The organism is Pseudomonas sp. No.117 (assembly GCF_054558395.1).
Window position 1 is genome coordinate 391,874 of sequence record NZ_BAAJNP010000005.1, and the last position, 19,917, is coordinate 411,790.

At 67.7% G+C, this 19,917-nt stretch carries 19 protein-coding genes; 7 read left to right on the forward strand and 12 right to left on the reverse strand.

Features of this window, described 5'->3' with window-relative positions; all coding sequences use genetic code 11:
- Positions 1 to 677: 677 nt before the first annotated feature.
- From pepN to ACYJP6_RS14680, 5 genes are all read right to left on the reverse strand, one after another.
- Positions 678 to 3,317 (reverse strand): aminopeptidase N, encoded by a 2,640-nt coding sequence (gene pepN, locus ACYJP6_RS14660; RefSeq protein WP_459475733.1) that lies wholly within the window; start codon positions 3,315 to 3,317, stop codon positions 678 to 680.
- 11 nt (positions 3,318 to 3,328) lie between these two features.
- On the reverse strand, positions 3,329 to 4,171 hold the full coding sequence (locus ACYJP6_RS14665; protein ID WP_459475831.1) for a DUF2797 domain-containing protein: 843 nt from the start codon (positions 4,169 to 4,171) through the stop codon (positions 3,329 to 3,331).
- A gap of 86 nt (positions 4,172 to 4,257) precedes the next feature.
- Entirely contained in the window at positions 4,258 to 4,521 is a 264-nt protein-coding gene (locus tag ACYJP6_RS14670; protein ID WP_007162881.1) for a YeaC family protein, read from the reverse strand.
- 431 nt (positions 4,522 to 4,952) lie between these two features.
- Complete coding sequence (locus ACYJP6_RS14675; RefSeq protein ID WP_459475734.1) at positions 4,953 to 5,843, reverse strand: VOC family protein; 891 nt, start codon at positions 5,841 to 5,843, stop codon at positions 4,953 to 4,955.
- Positions 5,840 to 6,598, reverse strand: a complete 759-nt coding sequence (locus tag ACYJP6_RS14680; RefSeq protein WP_459475735.1) for a serine O-acetyltransferase — start codon at positions 6,596 to 6,598, stop codon at positions 5,840 to 5,842. Before ACYJP6_RS14680 ends, ACYJP6_RS14675 begins: the two co-directional genes overlap by 4 nt.
- Positions 6,599 to 6,761: 163 nt before the next feature.
- Between ACYJP6_RS14680 and pdeM the strand changes: the two genes are divergently transcribed.
- Positions 6,762 to 7,421: a ligase-associated DNA damage response endonuclease PdeM gene (gene pdeM / locus ACYJP6_RS14685; RefSeq protein WP_459475736.1), complete on the forward strand. Its 660-nt coding sequence runs from the start codon at positions 6,762 to 6,764 to the stop codon at positions 7,419 to 7,421.
- Between the two features lie 222 nt (positions 7,422 to 7,643).
- On the opposite strand, the gene ACYJP6_RS14690 is transcribed toward pdeM, so the two are convergent.
- Both ACYJP6_RS14690 and ACYJP6_RS14695 read right to left on the reverse strand, forming a co-directional pair.
- Complete coding sequence (locus tag ACYJP6_RS14690) at positions 7,644 to 7,868, reverse strand: hypothetical protein (RefSeq protein ID WP_312731141.1); 225 nt, start codon at positions 7,866 to 7,868, stop codon at positions 7,644 to 7,646.
- Positions 7,869 to 7,934: 66 nt separating this feature from the next.
- Complete coding sequence (locus ACYJP6_RS14695; RefSeq protein ID WP_459475737.1) at positions 7,935 to 8,816, reverse strand: polyprenyl synthetase family protein; 882 nt, start codon at positions 8,814 to 8,816, stop codon at positions 7,935 to 7,937.
- Positions 8,817 to 8,952: 136 nt separating this feature from the next.
- Between ACYJP6_RS14695 and fni the strand changes: the two genes are divergently transcribed.
- The 6 genes from fni to ACYJP6_RS14725 all read left to right on the forward strand — a co-directional run bounded on the left by fni (position 8,953) and on the right by ACYJP6_RS14725 (position 15,587).
- Positions 8,953 to 10,002 (forward strand): type 2 isopentenyl-diphosphate Delta-isomerase, encoded by a 1,050-nt coding sequence (fni, locus tag ACYJP6_RS14700; protein WP_459475738.1) that lies wholly within the window; start codon positions 8,953 to 8,955, stop codon positions 10,000 to 10,002.
- A complete protein-coding gene (locus ACYJP6_RS14705) occupies positions 10,002 to 11,297 on the forward strand; it encodes a nucleotide disphospho-sugar-binding domain-containing protein (protein WP_459475739.1) in 1,296 nt (431 codons plus the stop codon). The genes fni and ACYJP6_RS14705 overlap by 1 nt, the downstream gene beginning before the upstream one ends.
- Complete coding sequence (gene crtY, locus ACYJP6_RS14710; protein WP_459475740.1) at positions 11,260 to 12,453, forward strand: lycopene beta-cyclase CrtY; 1,194 nt, start codon at positions 11,260 to 11,262, stop codon at positions 12,451 to 12,453. Before ACYJP6_RS14705 ends, crtY begins: the two co-directional genes overlap by 38 nt.
- On the forward strand, positions 12,450 to 13,946 hold the full coding sequence (locus ACYJP6_RS14715; protein ID WP_459475741.1) for a phytoene desaturase: 1,497 nt from the start codon (positions 12,450 to 12,452) through the stop codon (positions 13,944 to 13,946). The genes crtY and ACYJP6_RS14715 overlap by 4 nt, the downstream gene beginning before the upstream one ends.
- A 2-nt stretch (positions 13,947 to 13,948) precedes the next feature.
- The gene (locus tag ACYJP6_RS14720; protein WP_459475742.1) at positions 13,949 to 14,884 is read left to right on the forward strand and encodes a phytoene/squalene synthase family protein; all 936 of its coding nucleotides are present in this window, start codon (positions 13,949 to 13,951) and stop codon (positions 14,882 to 14,884) included.
- A gap of 172 nt (positions 14,885 to 15,056) precedes the next feature.
- The gene (locus tag ACYJP6_RS14725; RefSeq protein WP_459475744.1) at positions 15,057 to 15,587 is read left to right on the forward strand and encodes a gluconate 2-dehydrogenase subunit 3 family protein; all 531 of its coding nucleotides are present in this window, start codon (positions 15,057 to 15,059) and stop codon (positions 15,585 to 15,587) included.
- 41 nt (positions 15,588 to 15,628) lie between these two features.
- On the opposite strand, the gene ACYJP6_RS14730 is transcribed toward ACYJP6_RS14725, so the two are convergent.
- The 5 genes from ACYJP6_RS14730 to ACYJP6_RS14750 form a co-directional block, all read right to left on the reverse strand.
- Positions 15,629 to 16,153, reverse strand: coding sequence for a sterol desaturase family protein (locus ACYJP6_RS14730; RefSeq protein WP_459475745.1), 525 nt, complete (start codon positions 16,151 to 16,153; stop codon positions 15,629 to 15,631).
- Between the two features lie 22 nt (positions 16,154 to 16,175).
- Positions 16,176 to 17,120, reverse strand: a complete 945-nt coding sequence (gene yegS, locus ACYJP6_RS14735; RefSeq protein WP_459475747.1) for a lipid kinase YegS — start codon at positions 17,118 to 17,120, stop codon at positions 16,176 to 16,178.
- 126 nt (positions 17,121 to 17,246) lie between these two features.
- Positions 17,247 to 18,443, reverse strand: coding sequence for a molybdopterin molybdotransferase MoeA (locus tag ACYJP6_RS14740; protein ID WP_459475749.1), 1,197 nt, complete (start codon positions 18,441 to 18,443; stop codon positions 17,247 to 17,249).
- On the reverse strand, positions 18,440 to 18,979 hold the full coding sequence (moaB, locus tag ACYJP6_RS14745) for a molybdenum cofactor biosynthesis protein B (protein ID WP_459475750.1): 540 nt from the start codon (positions 18,977 to 18,979) through the stop codon (positions 18,440 to 18,442). Before moaB ends, ACYJP6_RS14740 begins: the two co-directional genes overlap by 4 nt.
- A 239-nt stretch (positions 18,980 to 19,218) precedes the next feature.
- Positions 19,219 to 19,710 (reverse strand): hypothetical protein, encoded by a 492-nt coding sequence (locus ACYJP6_RS14750; protein WP_145005776.1) that lies wholly within the window; start codon positions 19,708 to 19,710, stop codon positions 19,219 to 19,221.
- Positions 19,711 to 19,917 lie beyond the last annotated feature (207 nt).

A 19,917-nucleotide genomic window follows, 5' to 3' on the forward strand; every position in this document is an offset into this window, starting at 1 on the left:
CAGCCGAACGGCGAATTCCAGCGGACGACCAGCCCGGCAAGGCGGTCGGCAAGGGCAATTCCCGATCGACCCGCCGCAGCGACGGCAGCAGCGTTTTCGCCTTCAGGGTATCCGTTTGGGCCGGACGACACCTGGAAAGGCGGGCGCTAGGTAAGTCGTGTTGACCGCAGGGCTTCTGGGCGGCAACCGCGTGGCCAAGTTGGGGTGTTGGGCTTCGCCGAGGCTCAGCCCAACCTACGTAAAAGCCGCCTGCGCTGACACCCCCTCTCCCTCTGGGAGAGGGTTGGGGTGAGGGCTCCATACTGTGCTGAGGCTTTCGGGCGGTTGGCTGTTGGGCTTCGCTGTGCTCAGCCCAACCTACGAAAAGCCGCCTGCGCTGGAGCTCCCTCTCCCTCTGGGAGAGGGTTGGGGTGAGGGCTATTTACTGCGAGTAAGCTTCCGGGCGCTTGGTTGTTGGGCTTCTCTGTGCTCAGCCCAACCTACGTAAAAGCCACCTGCGCTGATGCCCCCTCTCCCTCTGAGAGAGGGTTGGGGTGAGGGCTCCATACTGCGCTGAGGCTTTCAGACGGTTGGCTGTTGGGCTTCGCTGTGCTCAGCCCAACCTACGGGTGCCATCGGCAGGCTGGGTTGAGACGGCACCCTCGTCGAAGTCCGACAAGGGGCAGTCTCAAGCGGCCTCACGCCAGGCTCTTGCTCACCACCTCGTAGACGTCGCTGGACAGCTCGCCGCTGGCCAGGATCCGTTCCAGTTCGGCACGCATCAGCGCCTGGCGCGCCGGGTCGTACTTTTTCCAGCGGGTCAGGGGCGTGAGCAGGCGCGAGGCGATCTGCGGATTGAGGCGGTTGAGGGTGATGATCTGGTCGGCCAGGAAGCGATAGCCGCTGCCGTCCTCGGCATGGAAGTTGACCAGGTTGGCGTTGGCGAAGGCGCTGATCAGCGCCCGGACCTTGTTGGGGTTCTTCAGGGTGAAGACCGGGTTTTCCATCAGCGCCTGGACCCGTGCCAAGCCACCCGGCAGTGGGCTGGAGGCCTGGACGCTGAGCCAGGTGTCCATCACCAGCGGATCGGCCTTGAACTCTTCGAAGAAGCGCGCCAGGACGTCGGCCTTCTCTTGCTCGAAGCCGGAGTTGACCAGAGCGCTTAGGGCGGCCAGGCGCTCGGTCATGTTGTCGGCGTTATCGAATTGCTCCAGGGCGGCGTCGCGGGCTTCCGGCTCTTCCAACAGCATCAGGTACCCGAGCGCAGCATTCTGCAGGCTGCGGCGGGCGATATGGTCGGCGCTGGCCTGGTAAGGCGTGGCGCGGGATTCCTCGCGGGCACGGCGATAGCGCTGCCAGAGCACGTCACGCAGGGCCTCGGCGATGGCACGGCGCGCCTGGCAGCGGGCGCCGTGGATGGCACTCGGGTCGGCCTGTTCGGCCAGTTCCACCAGGTAGGCCTCGGCCGGCAGCGAGAGCATCTCGGCGACCATGGCCGGATCCAGGGACTCGTCCGCGGCGACGGTGCGTAGGGCTTCCACCAGGCGGGTATCCAGCGGCTGGCCGGCGATCATGTCTTGCAGCACCTGCACGGCCAGTTGCTGGCCGGCATCCCAGCGGTTGAAGCCGTCGCTGTCATGCTGCATGAGGAAGGTCAGTTGCTCGCGGCTGTAGGGGAAGCTGAGCTTGACCGGCGCGGAGAAGCCGCGCAGCAGCGAAGGCAGCGGCCGCTCGGGCACGTCGACGAAGGTGAAGGTCTGCTCGGCCTGGGTAACCGACAGCACCCGGTCGGTGCCCTGGGCAGCGCCCTCGCCTGCCAGGCGCAGCGGCAGCTCGCGACCCTGGCCATCGAGCAGGCCCAGCTGGACCGGGATGACGAAGGGTTCCTTGGTCGGCTGGCCCGGGGTGGGCGGGCAGCTCTGGCGGAAGGTCAGGCTATAGGTCTTGGCCGCGGCGTCATAGCTGTCGCTGACCGCCAGGCGCGGTGTACCGGATTGGCTGTACCAGCGCTTGAACTGGCTGAAGTCGGCGCCATTGGCGTCTTCCAGGGCCTTGACGAAGTCGTCGCAGGTGACCGCCTGGCCATCATGACGCTCGAAGTAGAGATCGGTGCCCTTGCGGAAGCCGTCCGGGCCCAGCAGGGTGTGCAGCATGCGCACCACCTCGGCGCCCTTCTCGTACACCGTCAGGGTGTAGAAGTTGGAAATCTCGATGAAGTGGTCGGGGCGCACCGGGTGGGCCATGGGGCCGGCGTCTTCGGCGAACTGGTTGGTGCGCAGGAAGGCCACGTCCTCGATGCGCTTGACCGTCGGCGAGTTCATGTCCGAGCTGAAGCCGGCGTCGCGGAACACGGTGAAGCCTTCCTTGAGCGACAGCTGGAACCAGTCGCGGCAGGTCACGCGGTTGCCCGACCAGTTGTGGAAGTATTCGTGGGCGACGATGGCCTCGACGCGCTGGTGGGCGGCGTCGGTGGCGGTGCGCGGGCTGGCCAGCACGGCGCTGGAGTTGAAGATGTTGAGGCCCTTGTTCTCCATGGCGCCCATGTTGAAGTCGTTCACCGCGACGATCATGAAGATGTCCAGATCGTACTCACGGCCATAGACCTCCTCGTCCCAGCGCATGGACTTCTTCAGGCTGTCCATGGCGTGCTGCAGCTTGCCGATGTTCTCCGGCTCGACATAGATGCGCAAGGCCACGTCGCGGCCGCTGCCGGTACGGTAGCTGTCTTCCACGCACCAGAGGTCACCGGCGACCAGGGCGAACAGGTAGGCCGGCTTGGGGAAGGGATCTTCCCAGGTGGCCCAATGGCGACCGCCCTCGGCTTCGCCGCTGGCGACCGGGTTGCCGTTGGAAAGCAGGATCGGGTACTTGGCCTTGTCGGCCTCCACCGTGGTGGTGAAGACGCTCATCACGTCCGGCCGGTCCAGGTAGTAGGTGATCTTGCGGAAGCCTTCGGCCTCGCACTGGGTGCAGAACATCTTGCCGGACACGTACAGCCCTTCGAGGGCCGTGTTGGTTTCCGGATGGATGCGTACCGAGGTCCTGAGCACGAAGGCTTCGCCCTGCGGATGCACGGTCAGGCTGCCCGCCTCGACCTGGTAGTCACCGGCCGCCAGCGCCTGGTCGTCCAGGGCCACCGCCAGCAGCTCCAGTTCCTCACCGTGCAGGACCAGCGGCGGCAGGCCGGCGCCACGCGCAGGGTTGCGCTGCAGGCGCAACTCGGCATGCACCAGGGTCTGGTCGTCGTGCAGCTCGAATCTCAACCGGGTTTCCTCGATGAGGTACTCGGGCGCCTGGTAGTCCTTGAGGTAGATGGTCTGGGGCTGGTCGGTGCGCATGGCTTACGTCCTTACATCTCTGCTGCGGAGGCGGACACGGCCAGCTGGTAGGCCGTGTACTTGCGAATGTTGATCACGCCGGTGTCGAACATCAGGTATTGACCCTTGATGCCCAGCAGCGTGCCTTCCACCACGGGGGTCTTTTCCAGGTCCTGGCTGACCACCTTGGTGGGATAGACCGTCACCGGATAATGAATCTCGATGGGCGCCATGTCGACCACCGGCTGGATCGCCTGCAGGCCGAAGCGACCCTGGAGGTCATCGAGGCCCTGGGCACAGGCATCGAAGATGCGCTCGCGCACCGCCACCAGGTCCTCCGGCGCGGCGACGCCCTTGAGCATGGCGCGCCAGTTGGTGCGGTCGCCCACCTGGCTGCGCAGCAGGTCTTCCACCAGGCCGGACTGCTGGCGGGTGGCGACCCTAAGGATCGGCAGCGCCTGATAGGCGCCCTGGTCGATCCAGCGAGTGGGCAGCTGGGTGGCGCGGGTGATGCCCACCTTGAGGCCCGAGGAATTGGCCAGGTAGACCACGTGGGGCACCATGCAATGGGCCTCGCCCCACTCCGGCTGGCGACAGGTGCCATGTTCGTAGTGGCACTTCTCCGGGCTGACGATACAGCTGTCGCACTGGGCCAGGGCGGTGAAGCAGGGATAGCAGTAGCCCTGGCTGAAGCTCTTGCGGGTCTTGCGGCCGCAGTGGGTGCAGTGGATGGCGCCCAGGTATTCGAGCCGCACGCGGCGCCCGATCAGCGGATTGACCGGCACCTCGCGGTCGTCGAGGCGAAAGGCGTAGTTGACGGGGTCGGCCAGGGTCACGGCCATCTTGCGCAGGGCGCCACGGCCCAGTTCGGTCATCACGGTGATGTTTCTCGATGCTTTAAAATGCGCGAGGTGCCTCTTCGCTGGGCGAAGGGCACCTCGTCGGGGTAACGCGCGGACGCTCAGTGGATGGCGTCGGACTTGAACAGGATGTTCTCGATGGGTACCGACTTGGAGGCGCATTCCTGAGGCCCCATGTAGCCGGTCCGCTGGTCCTCGGGCAGGTGCTTGGCCTCGTAGGCGATCACCGCCTGCAGGCACAGCTCCACCTGGTCGCGACTGAGCTTGCGGCCATCCGGCCACTTGCCGATCTCCACGGCCAGCTTGAGGCCTTCGTAGATATCGGGGGTGATGTTTTCCAGCATCTGGGCGAAGGATGTCGACATGGGTCGCTCCGGACTCTAGGGAAGTACCAGTTTACCGGGCTACCGGCGGCGGTGCACCTCGCGTGGCTCAATGGTGGTCATAGGTTGTGTTTCGGCTCGCTGCCAAAGCGGGCCACGGTAGGTTGGGTTGAGACGGCTCCATCGTCGAGGCCCAGCGGTAACGATGCCAAGCCAGGTCTGTTGGGCTTCGCTGCGCTCAACCCAACCTACGCAGGTGACCACCTGTAGCATGGAAAACGGCGCAGCCTTTTCAACCGGGGACTTCGGGGCATGGGAGGTCCTCACCCCAACCCTCTCCCGAAGGGAAAGGGATCTATCCGAGCAGATGTCCCTCTTCTCCGAGCCGGCAGGATCGCGATCACCCAGCACGCCTCCGGCATCGCAACGGCCGCCTCGTCGGAGTGTCATCGCCGCAAAAATCTTTCTCGACCTCAACGCTCGGCGAATTCGAGAATCACGTTGCCGCAGTATTCAGGCGCCACCTGCAGGCGGCCGTTCTGTTCCCTGCCTTCGATACCACTGGCGCTCAGCACTTCGCGCACCCGAGCCAGACTGGCCACCGCTACGCGCATGGCGATGGCATGGGGCCGCTCAGCCCGCGCCTGCGGCAGGCCGACCGCGCCGTACTCGGCGGCGGCCTGCTCGGGCGTGAGGGCGCGCAGGAGGCCGCAGCCACTTTCGGCCTGGAGCACGCCATCGACCTCGCCGACCGCCTCAGCGCCGTAGATCAACCGCCAGCGGGCGGCCAGGCGCCCGGGGTCGGTGGCCACGTAGGTCAGGGCGTCGATGCCCAGGGCGCCGTTGGGATGCTGCTGCCAGCCGGGTACCCAGATGAGTTCCGGGCGGTGCTGGTGGCAGATGAAGTTGGATACGTCCGGCAGTTGGTCATCGAGGAAGAGTCCGAGGGAGACCACCGCTTCGCTGGGGCTGCCATCGGGCAGGCGCATGGCACGGCGGAAATCGATGCGACCCTGGCTGGCGAGGCCGCGGGCGACCAGCTCGGCATGGTCGCCGTCGCAAGCGGTGCTGTGCAGCGCCACCAGGGAGACGCCCTCCTCCCGCCCGAGGAACTCACCCAGGCGCCGGCCAAAGCAGAAGCCGTCCACCGCGCCGGTACCGAACTTGGCGGGATCGGCCACGCCGATCACTTCGATGAAGTTGCTGGGAAACATCATCAGGCTGGTGACGGTGCCCCAGGGGTGGTAGCTGACCGGCGAAGGGGCGAAGCCCAGGCGCCGATAGTTGGCCAGGGCCGTGGCATGGTCGCGGACGCTGACCAGGGGATGATCGATACCGAAGCGTCGTTGCGCCAATGCCATCATCTTTGCTCCGTTTCTTGCAGCGCACCCAGCGCCGCGGGGACCGGCCCCAGGTCACGCGCCGGGACGCCGCCCACCACGCGCCCCGGGGGCACGGGTCGGGTCACCACGGCGCCGGCCGCCACCAGGGCACCGGCACCCACCTCGATATTGCCCAGCACCGTGGCCCCGGCGCAGATCAGGGCGCCCCGGCGAATCTTCGGATGGCGATCTCCGCTCTCGTTGAGGGTGCTGCCCAGGGTAACGCCGTGCCAGAGGCTGACCTCGTCTTCCACCACGGCCGTCTCGCCGATCACCAGGCCCAGGCCGTGATCGACGAACAGGCTTCGGCCCAGTTGCGCTGCCGGATGCAGATCCAGCCCCCAGGCGGTGGCGCTCCAGTTCTGCAGCAGCACCGCCGCGTGGCGCTCGTCGCCCAGCCAGAGGCGGTGCGCCAGGCGCTGAACCTGGACGGCGAGGAAACCGCGGAATTCGAGGAAGCCACAGAGTTCGTCCGGGCAGGCCGGATTGATCCGTGCCAGGCGTTCGAGGTCGGCGGTCGCGGCGCTGAGGACCTGCGCATCAAGCAGCTCGGCGAACCAGTCCTGCAACTCGACACCGGCGGCGGGTTGCGCCAGGCCCTGGGCCAGGCGATCGGCCAGGGCGGCGGCGAAGGAGTCATGTCGCAGAACCCGGCCTGCGAGATAGGCGGCCAGTCGCGGCGTCCGCGCCGCCTGGTCGTGTGCCTGTTGGTACAGCCGTGTCCACAGTGCTGTCATAGACTCCGCTCCGGGTTCGTCCTGGGTGACTTGGCTGGGAGTATGGTGCGCGTCCCGGCGCCGACCAATAGAGAATCGCGGCGCCTGTGTTGCGCCAGACGCAACGCAGCTGAACCCTGAGCGACCGCCATCATCAGAATGGGAGTCCATTGCCGGAACCGTCATGCCCGCCTATCACCCGCTCCTCCTCGCCAACACCGAACTCTGGCTGCTCGCGGAGAAGGCTATCTATTGGCCGGCGCGCCAGGCCCTATTGGTGGCGGACATCCACTTCGGCAAGGCGGCGGCCTTCCGCGCGTTGGGCCAGCCGGTGCCCCATGGCACCACGGCGGGCAACATCGCCCGGCTGGATGGGTTGCTGGAGCGCTACGACTGTCGCGAGATCATCTTCCTCGGCGACTTCCTGCACGCCCCGGAATCCCGCGCCCCCCTGACCCTGGACACCCTGGAACGCTGGCGCGAGCACCACTGGCGGTTGCGGATGCTGCTGATCCGCGGCAACCACGACAGACGCGCGGGCGATCCGCCGGCGACGCTGGGTATCGAGGTGGTAGGCGAACCCCTGGAGCTGGATGGCCTGTCGCTGCAGCATGAGCCCGACCCCCATCCGCACCTGCCCGTGCTGGCCGGCCATATCCATCCGGCCTTTCGCCTGCAGGGTCGCGGACGCCAGGCGCTGCGCCTGCCCTGCTTCTGCCTGGAGAATGAAGAGGTGTTGATCCTGCCGGCATTCGGTGACTTCACCGGCGGGCATCTGCTGGCGCCGGATCCGGCGCGGCGGATCTTCGTGGTGGGAGATGGCGGCATCTGGCCTTTGCGCTAGCCCCTATCCGAACGGTGCCTGCGCTCGGTCACGGGCGTTGAAAATCAACTCAGATGCCAGCCTACTAAGGCGGCCTTCGGCGGAACGCTCATCTACCGCTCGTATGCTCTTGCGCGAGCCCGGTCGAGTGCGAGTCCGATCCGCCTCCGCGTCGATTTCGACCTTGCCCGGCCTGCACTTGGCTACTTTCAAACAAGGCCTAACGCCAGATGCCGCGGGCGATCAGCCTTCTTCGGTGATGCCGGTGATGGTGATGCCGTGGCGCTCCAACAGGGCCACGGTGGGTTCGTCGTAATCCCGCGGGACTTCGCTGTCGTCGTATTCTTCCAGGGCATCGTCGCGGACGATCTGGGCAATGCGCTCCATGTCAGGCTTCTGCTCGGCTTCGGTGGACACCACCGAGGTATTACCGTCGCTGTTGCTGTAGGCGATTTTCCACTTCGACATCTCAAGGCTCCTCTCACGGAACAGGGCTGGTGAAAGGTTAGACGGCGAGATGCCGGGGAATTCGCCTCAACGGGGGCGAAAGACGATATCGAGCAAGCCCGCCAAGGCACCGTCGGCACAATCCGCCTCGGCCAGGGCGTCGCGCGCCTGCTGCAAATGGCTCTGCAACTGGCGTTGGGCGTGATCGCGGCCGAGCAGGCTGACCAGGGTGGACTTGTCACCGTCCTTGCCGGCGTCCTTGCCCAGGCCCTTGCCGTCATCGAGATCATCGAGCAACTGGAAGGCCAGGCCCAGCTGGCAAGCGAACAGGTGGAAGGCCTCACGCTGCTGCGCGGTGGTGACCAGGGTAGCGCCGGCCATGCTCAGCGCCGCGGAAAACAGCGCACCGGTCTTGAGCTGGTTGGTCAGGGCGATGGCATCGGCCGGGCGCGACTGCCGCCCGCCATGCAGGTCATGGTACTGGCCACAGACCAGTCCAGCGGTGCCAACCGCATCGGCGAGCTGGCAGACCATGAGGGTGCGGGTCTCCGCCGGTACCCCTTCCAGACCCGCGACCAGGCGCAGGGCATGGCTGAGCAGGGCCACGGCCGCCAGCATGGCGACGTCCTCGCCGAACTGCACATGGAGCGTCGGGCGGCCGCGTCTCAGGCGGGCGTTGTCCATGCAGGGCATGTCGTCGAGGAACAGCGACGCCGCATGGACCATCTCCACCGCGCAGCCCAGGTCCAGCACCGCCGTGTCGGGCTGTCCCAGGTCCTCCGCGGCGAGGATCATCAACAGTGGCCGCAGCCGCTTGCCGGGTGCCAGGACGCCACTGCGGATGGCCTCGGCGACCGGATCGTCACCGGCCGGTAACAGTAGTGCCAGACGCTCGTCGATGCGGGTACGCTGCCATTGCAGGGTGGCGGCAAAATTGTCTGTCGCGTTCGGCACTAATACGGTCGCCATGAGTCGAGATACTCCAGATGAGGAACCGACGAACGGTTATACCTCGGTGGATTAGGTCCTTCGCGAAGCGAACCCGTCGTCCCCTACCAGACCACAACGACCGACGAAAGGTCACTCAGGGCGGAACCTAGAAGACATGGTGGATTGGGAACTGGCAAGTCGCAAGAACGATCATCTGGACATCGTGCTGGATCCGCACAAGGCGCGCAGCGCCGTCACCACCGGTTTCGACGCCTATCGCTTCCTGCACTGTGCCCTGCCCGAACGGGATCTCGATGACGTCGACCTGAGCACACGCCTGTTCGACCGCCGCCTGGCCGCACCCCTGTTGATCAGCTCCATGACCGGGGGACCGGAGCGCGCCGCGGTGATCAATCGCCATCTGGCCGAAGCCGCCCAGGCACTGGGCATCGCCCTCGCCGTCGGTTCCCAACGCATCGCCCTACAGCAGGGCGGCGATCAGGGACTGACCGGCGAATTGCGCCGGCTGGCCCCGGATGTACCCCTGCTGGCCAACTTCGGCGCGGCCCAGCTGGTGGCCGGCTATGGTCTCGACGAGGCCCGCCGCGCGGTGGAGATGATCGCCGCGGACGCCCTGATCGTGCATCTCAATCCCCTGCAGGAAGCCGTACAGGCCGGTGGTGACCGCAACTGGCGCGGTATCCTGGCCGCGCTGGAAAACCTGGTTACACATTTACCTGTCCCGGTCATGATCAAGGAAGTCGGCGCGGGACTGTCGGGCCAGGTCGCGCGCCAGTTGGCAGATGTCGGTGTGGCCGTCCTGGATGTGGCCGGTGCCGGCGGCACCAGCTGGGCCGCGGTGGAAGCCGAGCGCGCCCGCGACGACCAGCAGCGCGCCATCGCCCGCGCCTTCACCGACTGGGGTATTCCCACCGCCGAAAGCCTGCGCCAGGTGCGCGCCGCCTGTCCTCAGGCGACGGTGATCGCCTCGGGCGGCATTCGCGATGGCATCGACGTGGCCAAGGCCATTCGCCTCGGCGCCGACCTGGCTGGCCAGGCCGCGGCCGCGCTGCCAGGGGCTACCGAATCGACCGAGGCGGTGATCGCGCATTTCCGCGTGGTGATCGAACAGCTGCGCATCGCCTGCTTCTGCACCGGCTCGGCGGATCTCGCCCAATTGCGCCGGGCAGAGCTGCTGGACGCGACGGCATCCAGGTGCCCATAGTGGCCGACACCCGACCGGACGCCGCCATGCATGTCGCCCTGATCTCGCCGCCGCTGCCCAGCCACCTGTCCACCCATATGGTGCTGGGCGAGGCGCTGGTCGGCCTCGGCCATCGCGTCACCCTGTTGCACCAGGCCGACGTGGGCGACCGACCGCGTCCGGCAGGCATCGAATTCCAGGCGATAGGCGCGGCCAGCCATCCACGCGGCAGCCTGGCGCCCTTGCTCGCGCGCACGGCCAGCCGCCAACCCTGGTCGGTGTTCGGCGTGATCGGCGACATGGCGCGCAACACTGACCTGTTCTGCCGGGAAGGGCCAGCGGTCCTGAGTGATCTCGGAGTGGACTGCCTGATCGCCGACCAGATGGAACCCGCCGGCGGTCTGCTGGGCGATCACCTGGGCCTGCCCTATGCCTCCCTGGCCTGCGCCGTGCCGATGAATCGCGAGCCGTACCTGCCCCTGCCCACCCTGCCCTTCGCCTATCCCGCCAGCGAGCGGGAGCGGCAGATCGTCCAGGGGGCGACCCAGGTGTTCGACCTGATGATGCGCAGCCAGGGCAAGGTCATCCAGCGCCACGCCCAGGCCTTCGGTCTCGGTGAACGCCGCACCCTGGATGACTGCTTCTCACCTTACCTGCAGCTGAGCCAGTGCCTGCCGGGCTTCGATTTTCCGCGCCAGGCGCCGCCACCGCACTTCCACGAGATCGGTCCGCTGCGCTCGCCGCGGGTGCAGCAGCAGCGCTTCACGCTGGAGCTGGACCCGCAGCGGCCCTTCGTCTTCGCCTCCTTCGGCACCTTGCAGGGTGGCCGGCTGCCGCTGTTCCGCCGCATCGCCCAGGCCTGTCGCCGACTCGACGTCCAGGTGCTGATCGCCCACTGCGGACGCCTGGATGCCAACGCCGAACGCCGTCTGCTCGACGATGGCGCCACCTGGGTCACCGACTTCGTACCCCAGGAAGCGGCCATCGCCCGCGCCGATGCGGTGATCACTCATGGTGGCTTCAATACCGTGCTGGACGCCCTGGCGGCCGGCAAGCCCATGCTGGCTCTGCCCATGGTGTTCGACCAACCCGGCATCGCCCGGCGCCTGGAGCGAGTGGGTGCCGGTATCTGCCTCGCCCCCCGCCTGGCCAGCACCGCCCGCCTTACCCAGGCGCTGGGAGCGGTCCTGGCCGATCCGGCCTATCGCCGGGCCGCCGAGCGCTTCGTGCCGATCGCCGCCGCTGCCGGGGGCGCCGCCACAGCGGCGCGGCTGGTGGATGGCCTGGCGCAGCGAGGACTGGATCGTGCGTCCTGACCTGCTGATCGTCGGCGGTGGCCTGGCCGGCGGGCTGCTCGCCCTGCGCCTGGCTGAAACCCGTCCGGAACTGGACTGGCGCCTGGTCGAGGCCGGCCCGCGGCTCGGCGGCAACCACACCTGGTCCTTCCACCAGCCGGACCTCACCGCGGCGCAGCATGCCTGGATCGCGCCGCTGGTCGCCCATCGCTGGCCGGGCTATCAGGTCCGCTTTCCGGACCGCCAGCGTCAGCTCGGCAGTGGCTACGCCAGCATCAGTGCCGAGCGCTTCCATGAGGTACTGAGCGAGCGGCTGCCGGCCGAGCGCCTGCTGCTGGGCCGCAAGGTCCTGCGTCTGCAGGACGATGGCGTGGTCTTCGCCGATGGCTACACCCTCGCCGCCGGCGCGGTGATCGATGCCCGCGGCCCGCGTCCCGATCCGGCGCTCTGGCTCGGCTACCAGAAATTCCTCGGCCAGGAGGTGCGGCTGACGCGGCCTCATGACCTGGCCGAACCCATCGTGATGGATGCCACCGTCGACCAGCTGGACGGCTACCGTTTCGTCTACAGCCTGCCCCTGGCGCCGGATCGGCTGCTGATCGAAGACACCTACTACGCCGACGGCGAAAGCCTGCCGGTGGAGCGGCTGCGCCAGCACCTGGCCGACTATGCCCGCCAGCAGGGCTGGGAGATCGCCGAGGTGCTGCGCGAGGAACAGGGCGTGCTGCCCATCACCCTGGGCGGCGATCTCGAACGCTACTGGGACAACGTCACCGCCGGCGCCCCCATCGGCCTCGCCGCCGGACTCTTCCATCCCACCACCGGCTACTCGCTGCCCGAGGCGGTGCGCCTGGCCGAGCACCTGGCCGCCCAGCCCTGCACATCCAGCCCGGCCCTGCGTGACACCCTGCGCCGCTACGCGGCGGGGCGCTGGCAGGGCCAGGGCTTCTTCCGCCTGCTCAATCGCATGCTGTTCCTCGCCGGCCGCCCCGAACACCGGGTGCGCGTCATGCAAAGGTTCTATGGCCTCGGCGAACCCTTGATCCAAAGGTTCTACGCGGGCCGCCTCACCGCTTTCGATCGGCTGCGCATCCTCTCCGGCAAGCCGCCGGTCCCGCTGAAGCCAGCGCTGGATGCCGCCCTGGCCCGTCCCCCTCAATTCAAGGAAGCCACATGACCCAAGGTAACGCGCCCAAGCGGGCCATCGTCATCGGTGCCGGCTTCGGCGGTATCGCCCTGGCGATCCGCCTGCAGTCGGCGGGCATCGCCACCACCCTCATCGAGGGTCGCGACAAGCCCGGTGGCCGCGCCTACGTCTACCACGACGCCGGCTTCACCTTCGACGCCGGCCCCACCGTCATCACCGATCCCTCAGCGCTGGAAGAACTCTTCGCCCTCAGCGGCCGGCGCATGAGCGACTATGTAGAGCTGTTGCCGGTCAGTCCCTTCTACCAGCTGTGCTGGGAAGACGGCACCCGCTTCGACTACGTCAACGACCAGGCCCGGCTCGACGAACAGATCCGCGCCCTGGAACCGGACGACGTGGCCGGCTACCAGCGCTTCCTCGCCTACTCCCAGGCGGTATTCGAGGAAGGCTATCTGCGCCTGGGCGCCAAGCCCTTCCTCAAGGTCGGCGACATGCTCGCCGCCGGCCCCAAGCTGGCCCAGCTCACCGCCTGGCGCAGCGTCTACACCCAGGTGTCGCGCTTCGTGAAGAACGAGAAACTGCGCCAGACCCTGTCGTTCCATACCCTGCTGGTGGGCGGCAATCCCTTCGCCACCTCCTCGATCTATGCGCTGATCCATGCGCTGGAACGCAAGTGGGGCGTCTGGTTTGCCAAGGGTGGCACCCATGCCCTTGTCCTGGGGCTGCTCGACCTCTTCGCCGACCTCGGCGGTGAGCTGCGACTGAATGCGCCGGTGGAGCGCATTCTCACCGAAGGCAATCGCGCCACCGGCGTTTGCCTGGCCGATGGCACCCGCCTCGACGCCGACCTGGTGGCCTCCAACGCCGATGTGGTGCACACCTACCGCAAGCTGCTGGGCCACCACACCCATGGGGTGGTCGAGGCCAATCGCCTCAAGCGCAAGAGACACAGCATGTCGCTGTTCGTCATCCATTTCGGCCTGAGCCAGCCGCCGGTGGGCCTGCAGCACCACATGGTCTGCTTCGGCCAGCGCTATCGCGGCCTGATCGACGAGTTGTTCAAGGGCCCCGGCGTGCCCGACGACTTCTCGCTCTACCTGCACTCGCCCTGCGTGACCGACCCCTCCCTGGCGCCCCCCGGCCATAGCTCCCACTACGTGCTGGCGCCGGTGCCGCACCTGGGCAACGCCGATGTCGACTGGAGCGTCGAGGGCCCGCGCCTGAGGGACAAGATCCTCGCCTACCTGGAAGAGCGCTACATGCCGGGCCTGCGCGCGCACCTGGTCACCTCGCGCATCTTCACCCCGGCCGATTTCCGCCAGGAGCTCAACGCCCACCTCGGTTCGGCCTTTTCCCTGGAGCCCATCCTCACCCAGAGCGCCTGGTTCCGCCCGCACAATCGCGATACTGTCATCCCCAATCTCTACCTGGTCGGCGCGGGGACCCACCCCGGCGCCGGCGTGCCGGGCGTGGTGGGCTCGGCCAAGGCCACCGCCAGCGTCATCCTCGAGGAGCACGGTTAGCCATGCCAGTCACCCAGGACGTCGTCGACCACGCCGAACAGAGCATCGCCGTCGGCTCCAAGAGCTTTGCCGCCGCCGCCAAGCTGTTCGCCCCCGAGACCCGTGAGAGCGCGGTGCTGCTCTATGCCTGGTGCCGCCATTGCGACGACGTCATCGACGGCCAGGAGCTGGGCCACGGCCAGGTGGAGGGTGACCGCGGCGCCGGGCGCGAACGCCTGGCGCAGCTGGAGCGGCTGACCCGGGCGGCCTATGCCGACGAACCCCTGGGCGACCCGGCCTTCGCCGCCTTCCAACGGGTGGTCAGGCGCCACGGCATTCCCCTGGCGCTGCCACTGGACCACCTGGCCGGCTTCCGCATGGACGTGGAAGAAAGGGTCTATGTGGAGCTGGAAGACACCCTGGAGTACTGCTACCACGTCGCCGGGGTGGTGGGGGTGATGATGGCGCGCATCATGGGCGCCGAGGACGAGGAGACCCTGGATCGCGCCTGCGACCTGGGCATGGCCTTCCAGCTCACCAACATCGCCCGCGATATCGTCGAGGACGCCCGTATCGGCCGCGTCTACCTGCCCCGGCAATGGCTCGACGAGCTGCGGATACCGATCGGCGAGCTGGCCGACCCCCAGCACCGCGAGGCCGTGGCGCAACTGGCCGAACGCCTGGTGCGCCTGGCCGAGCCCTACTACGACTCGGCGCGCCAGGGCATCGCCGCCCTGCCGCTGCGCTCGGCCTGGGCCATCGCCACCGCCCGCGGCGTCTATCGCGAGATCGGGGTCCAAGTGCTGCAACTGGGGGCCCATGCCTGGGACCAGCGCGTCAGCACCAGCACCGCCGACAAGCTGCGGCTGGTCTGCCGCGGCGCGGCGCGGGCCATGCTTTCGCGGCACCAGCGCGACGAACCGCGCCCAGCCGCGCTCTGGACGAGGCCGCGCCGCTGACGCCAGCTATCCCGGCTCGGTCACATTTGTGCAAACCTCGGGGATTCGCAGCAGCAAACTTTTATGCGATAAACGAGTCGGATTAAGGCGACCCTGTACGGGCCGCAGATGGATGGATGCCTGGGCCAGAGCGCCGCATCCGGTAGTCAGCCTACGAGTATGGGATTTGCACATGCACAAGACGGAAACGGCTGTTTCGCACGATCGCTTCGCTGCCTCCTCGTCACTACTTGCCCTTGGCCTTTCCGCTAACGCGCAGTCCGGCTACAAGCCCGAATTTTTCAACGCCACCCAGTGGCGCACCCTGGTCGCCCTCTGCGCTCACCTGCAGGCCGACAGCGAGCAGGCCGATACCCGCCTGCCCGAATTCATCGATCGCCACATGCTGACCCCCTACGCCCACGGCGATCGCTCCAACATCGTCGATCCCTTCGATGAACAGGCGCAGATCCAGCAGGGTGCCAACCTGCGCGACCTGCTGCGCGACGGCCTGACCGTAGTGGATGCCTATTGCACCGAGCGTCTCGGCGCCGGCTTCGCCGAGCTGGCCGCGGGTGAACAGGCCCAGGTGGTCATGGCCGCCGAGGCCGGCACCCTGAACCCGCCGGCCAAGGAATTCATCGACCTGCTGCGCAACGAAAGCGAGCGCAGCCAGTACGCCCATTCGCTGTTCGCCGCCTACGACACCCCCGCCGTCGCCTGACCCGCTGGTAGCGCCTCCACGGAGGCGCGCCCTGCTCCCGCTTATTGTCCTTCCTGCACCTGATCCCGGACCTTGCGCTCGCGCGAGGAGTCCAGGGCGCCACCATGTATGGCCCGCAGCTGTTGCTTGAGTCTCTGGGTGGAAGGCGCCAGCAAAAAGCCGAAGGACACGCAGCCGTCACGGCCGTCCACCGCATGGTGCATGCGATGCGCCTGGTACAGCCGCTTCAGGTAACCACGCCGGGGGACGTAGCGGAACGGCCAGCGCTGGTGCACCAGGCCGTCGTGGGCGATGAAATAGAGCAGGCCGTAGAGGGTCATGCCCGCGCCGATCCATTCCAGGCGCCAGTAACCGGCGTTGCCCAGGGCGATCAGCAGGATGGCCAGGCCGGCGAAGACGATGGCATAGAGATCGTTCTTCTCGAACCAGCCGGTGCGCGGGCGGTGATGGGACTCATGCCAGCCCCACCCCCAGCCGTGCATGATGTACTTGTGCGACCACCAGGCGAAGGCCTCCATGCCCGCTACCGTCGCCAGCACGATTCCCGCATTGATCAGTAGCTCCAACGGTACCTCCGCGCGCTCCCGCTCAGGACGTCGCCACCGGCGTGGCCAGGGTGCCGGCGGTGGCACCCAGCAGGGGCGAATCCACCGGCAGACAGACCTGCAGGATACCCGGTCGCACCTCGAATCTCACCCTGTCCCGCTTGACCGGTTCGCCATCGAGGTTCATGTCCAGCCCTTCGGCGGCTTCCAGCTCGACCCAGGGCAGCCGCGCGCGGATGAACATCTCCTCGGTGCTGAAGCCCTTGCTGAGGAATTCGCCGAGGGTGCCGAGCACATCCTGGGACGCGGGCAGGATACCCACGTCGAGCAGGCCGTCGTTGACCACCGCGGTGGGGCACAGCACATGGCCGCCGCCGGCCTGGCGGCCATTGCCGATACCCAGGGCGAGGAATTCCCCTTCCCACTCGAAATCCGGTCCGCGGAAGCGGCCATTGGCGGAGTGCACCTCGGCGAAGCGGGTCAGGCCGGTGAGCAGATAGGCCGCGCCACCGAGCAGGCGCTTGAGTTCACCCGGGGTATTGGCGGTGACCTGGGAACCGAAGCCGCCAGTGGCCATGTTGAGGAACAGCTGGCCATCGGCCTCGACCAGGTCGATGGCACTGGTCGGCCCATCGAGCAGGGCCAGCGCCGCGGCCGGCTCCAGTGGCACCCCCGCCGCGCGGGCGAAATCGTTGGCGGTGCCCAGCGGCAAGAGGCCGAGGCGTGCCCGGCTCTGGTTCTGCGCCATGGCCTCGGCGACCGCGCGCAGGGTACCGTCGCCCCCGGCCGCGACCAGGGTGCCGTAGCCGTCGCGGGTGGCCTGCTCAACGAAGCGCGCGGCGTCCTCTTCTTCCCAGGTCACCCGTACGTCGATGCGATGACCGGCTTCGCGCCGTTCGAGGATCGCCGCGCGGACCTCTTCGTTACCGGTTTCCTTGCCATTGAGGATGACCAGGGCCGCGTCATCCAGGATGCCTGTAGTCGTCATGTCTATCGTCCGAGGTTGGCTCTGCGCGGCGAGATGCCGCGTCAGGCGCCGGGCGCTGCCCGGCTGGCTAATCTGCAGACTAGGACTGTGCCCCGACGGCCACGTTCAGTCCCGCGCGCCGACTCGCTACGGCTTGAGCAATTCGGACAGCGGGATGAAGCGCACCGGGTCACCCACCGCGAAGGTGCGGTCCTCGCGGATCTCCACCAGACCATGGGCCCAGGCCGCGGTCTGCAGCACATTGGAACCCTGGTTGCGATGGGGTACCGCCCGTCCTTCCTCCAGGCGCGCGCGCTGGTATTCGCGGCGCGCGCCAGCCCGCGGCCAGTCGAAACCCGCCGGGACCTCGACGCTCAGGGGGGCCACCTCGACCTTGCCGGCACGCCGCAGCAGATAGGGCCGGGCCAGCAGGCCGAAGGTCACCAGGGTCGAGGCCGGATTGCCGGGCAGGCCGATTAGCGGGATGCCCCGGAAGCGGCCGCAGGTCAGTGGCTTGCCTGGCTTGAGCGCCAGTTTCCAAAGGGTCAGCTCGCCCTCTTCCCGCAGCGCCTGGCCGAGATAGTCGGCCTCGCCCACCGAGACCCCGCCGGTGGACAGGATGAGATCGGCTTGCAGCGACGCCAGGCGGGCGCGGGTTTCCGCCAGGTCGTCCGGCAGGATGCCCTGGTCCGACACCTCGCAGCCCAGGCGCCGCAGCCAGCTGATGAGCAGGGCCCGGTTGCTGTTGTAGATCTGCCCCGGTCCGAGCGGCTGCCCCGGCGCGACGAGTTCGTCACCGGTGGACAGCACCGCGACCTTGGGCCGCCGGAACACCTCGAGCTGGGCGCGACCGAGGGACGCGGCGACCCCCAGTTCGGCCGGGCCCAGGGCGGTACCGGCGGACAGCACCTCGTCACCGACCCTCACCTCATTGCCGCGCCGACGGATGTTGCGACCCGGCCGCAGCGCCTCGAGGAAGCGCACCCGACCGTCGTCCAGCACCTCGACGTTCTCCTGCATCTCCACGCAGTCGGCACCCGCCGGGACCGGCGCGCCGGTGAAGATGCGCGCGCAGGTCCCCGGCTCCAGCGCCGCGGGCGCCTGGCCGGCGAAAATGCGTTGGGACACCCGCAGCGGCTCGCCCTGCCAGTCGTCCAGGCGCAGGGCGTAGCCGTCCATGGCGCTGTTGTCCCAGGGCGGCAGGTCGAGGTCAGCGATCAGCGGGCTGGCCAGGATGCGCCCATCGGCGTCACCCAGGTCGACGCGCTCCAGCGGCAAGGGGCCGTCTTCGGCGGCCATGGCCAACAGGCGCGCCAGGGCCTCTTCCAGGGAGAGCAGGCTCATCCACGCGGGCCGCAGGGCTCGGCCTGCTTGAGGTGGGGCACGAAGTTGCAGGGACGGTGGCGATTGTCCAGCTGCTCGCCGAGGATGCCGTCCCAAGCGGTGCGGCAGGCGTTGGTGGAGCCCGGCAGGCAGCAGACCAGGGTGCCGTTGGCCAGCCCGGCCAGGGCGCGGGATTGCACGGTGGAGGTGCCGATGTCGGCCACGGAGATCTGCCGGAACAGCTCGCCGAAGCCATCCACCTGCTTGTCCAGCAGGCAGGCGACCGCCTCGGGCGTGCTGTCGCGGCCGGTGAAGCCGGTACCCCCGGTGACCAGGACGACCTGCACCTGCTCATCGGCGATCCACTGGGCGACCTGGGCGCGGATCTTGTAGAGGTCGTCCTTGAGCAGCACGCGGGCGGCCAGGAAGTGACCAGCGGACTCCAGGCGGTCGACGAACAGCTGACCGGAGGTGTCGTTCTCGAAGGTCCGGGTATCGCTCACCGTCAGCACGGCGATGTTCAGCGGTACGAACACCGCCTCGGCTTTATGGCTCATCTGCTTGGGTTTCCGAAGTAGGCAAGGAAAGAAGGAGTGCAGCGGAAGACCCCGGGGCGGGCGATGGGTTTCCCTAGCGGTTGCCGCCCGGACCGACAGTCGCCGGGACGACGACCCCCGTGGCGCGGCAGCGGACAACGGCCAGTGGGGCGCGGCGACGGGCGCGCGAGGTCTGGATGAGCACAGCCTAGAGGAAAAACCGGCGCCCCTTCAACCGCCAGGGACGCCGAGGTCCTGGCCTACCGCTGGCGCTGTTCGCCTTCGGCGTGGGTTTCCCACTTGATCGGGCGCGGATCGGCGATGTCGTTGTCGTCCTGGCTGAAGCGGCCGTGCTGCGGGGCGATGTTCGGATCCTCTTCCCAGGTCGCCTGCTGGGTGAAGGTACCGGCCTTGCGGTCGAACTTGAGGAAGTGCCGGGCCGTCTTGCCGCCCCAGTCCGCGGACGGCAGCGAGATGAAGTCGACCTGGTACTGGTCGTCGGTCAGCTTGCCATGCACCACGTAGACACCGTAGTGCTCCTCGCCGGGGGAGATGATCTTGTAGACGCCGTTGCTGTAGTAGTAGAGGGTGGCGTCGGGATAGGGCTTCTTCTCGTAGAGCTTTTCGTAGAACAGCTTCTGGCGCACGGTCGGCTTGCCGAAGGTGACCTTCACCGCGGGCGGCTCGCCGCCACCCGCACCGAAGGCCGGTAGCGCGGCCATCGCCAGGACCGAGAACAGCTTCGTCTTCATCGTTTCCAAACTCCTTCTGGGCAGGGACTCCCACCCGCAAGGCGGACGGGACCAAAGGTGTCTAGCGCGCCCGTTTCAGGCAGGCGCGCCCGAGTCTAGCCCAGCCTTTTCCCCAGGCCAACCCACCGTCCTGCGGTCCGCCGTCAGCCAAAACTGGGCTAGGATGACCGCCCGATTCCGCCCTGGGCCTTCGCTCAACGGCCCAAG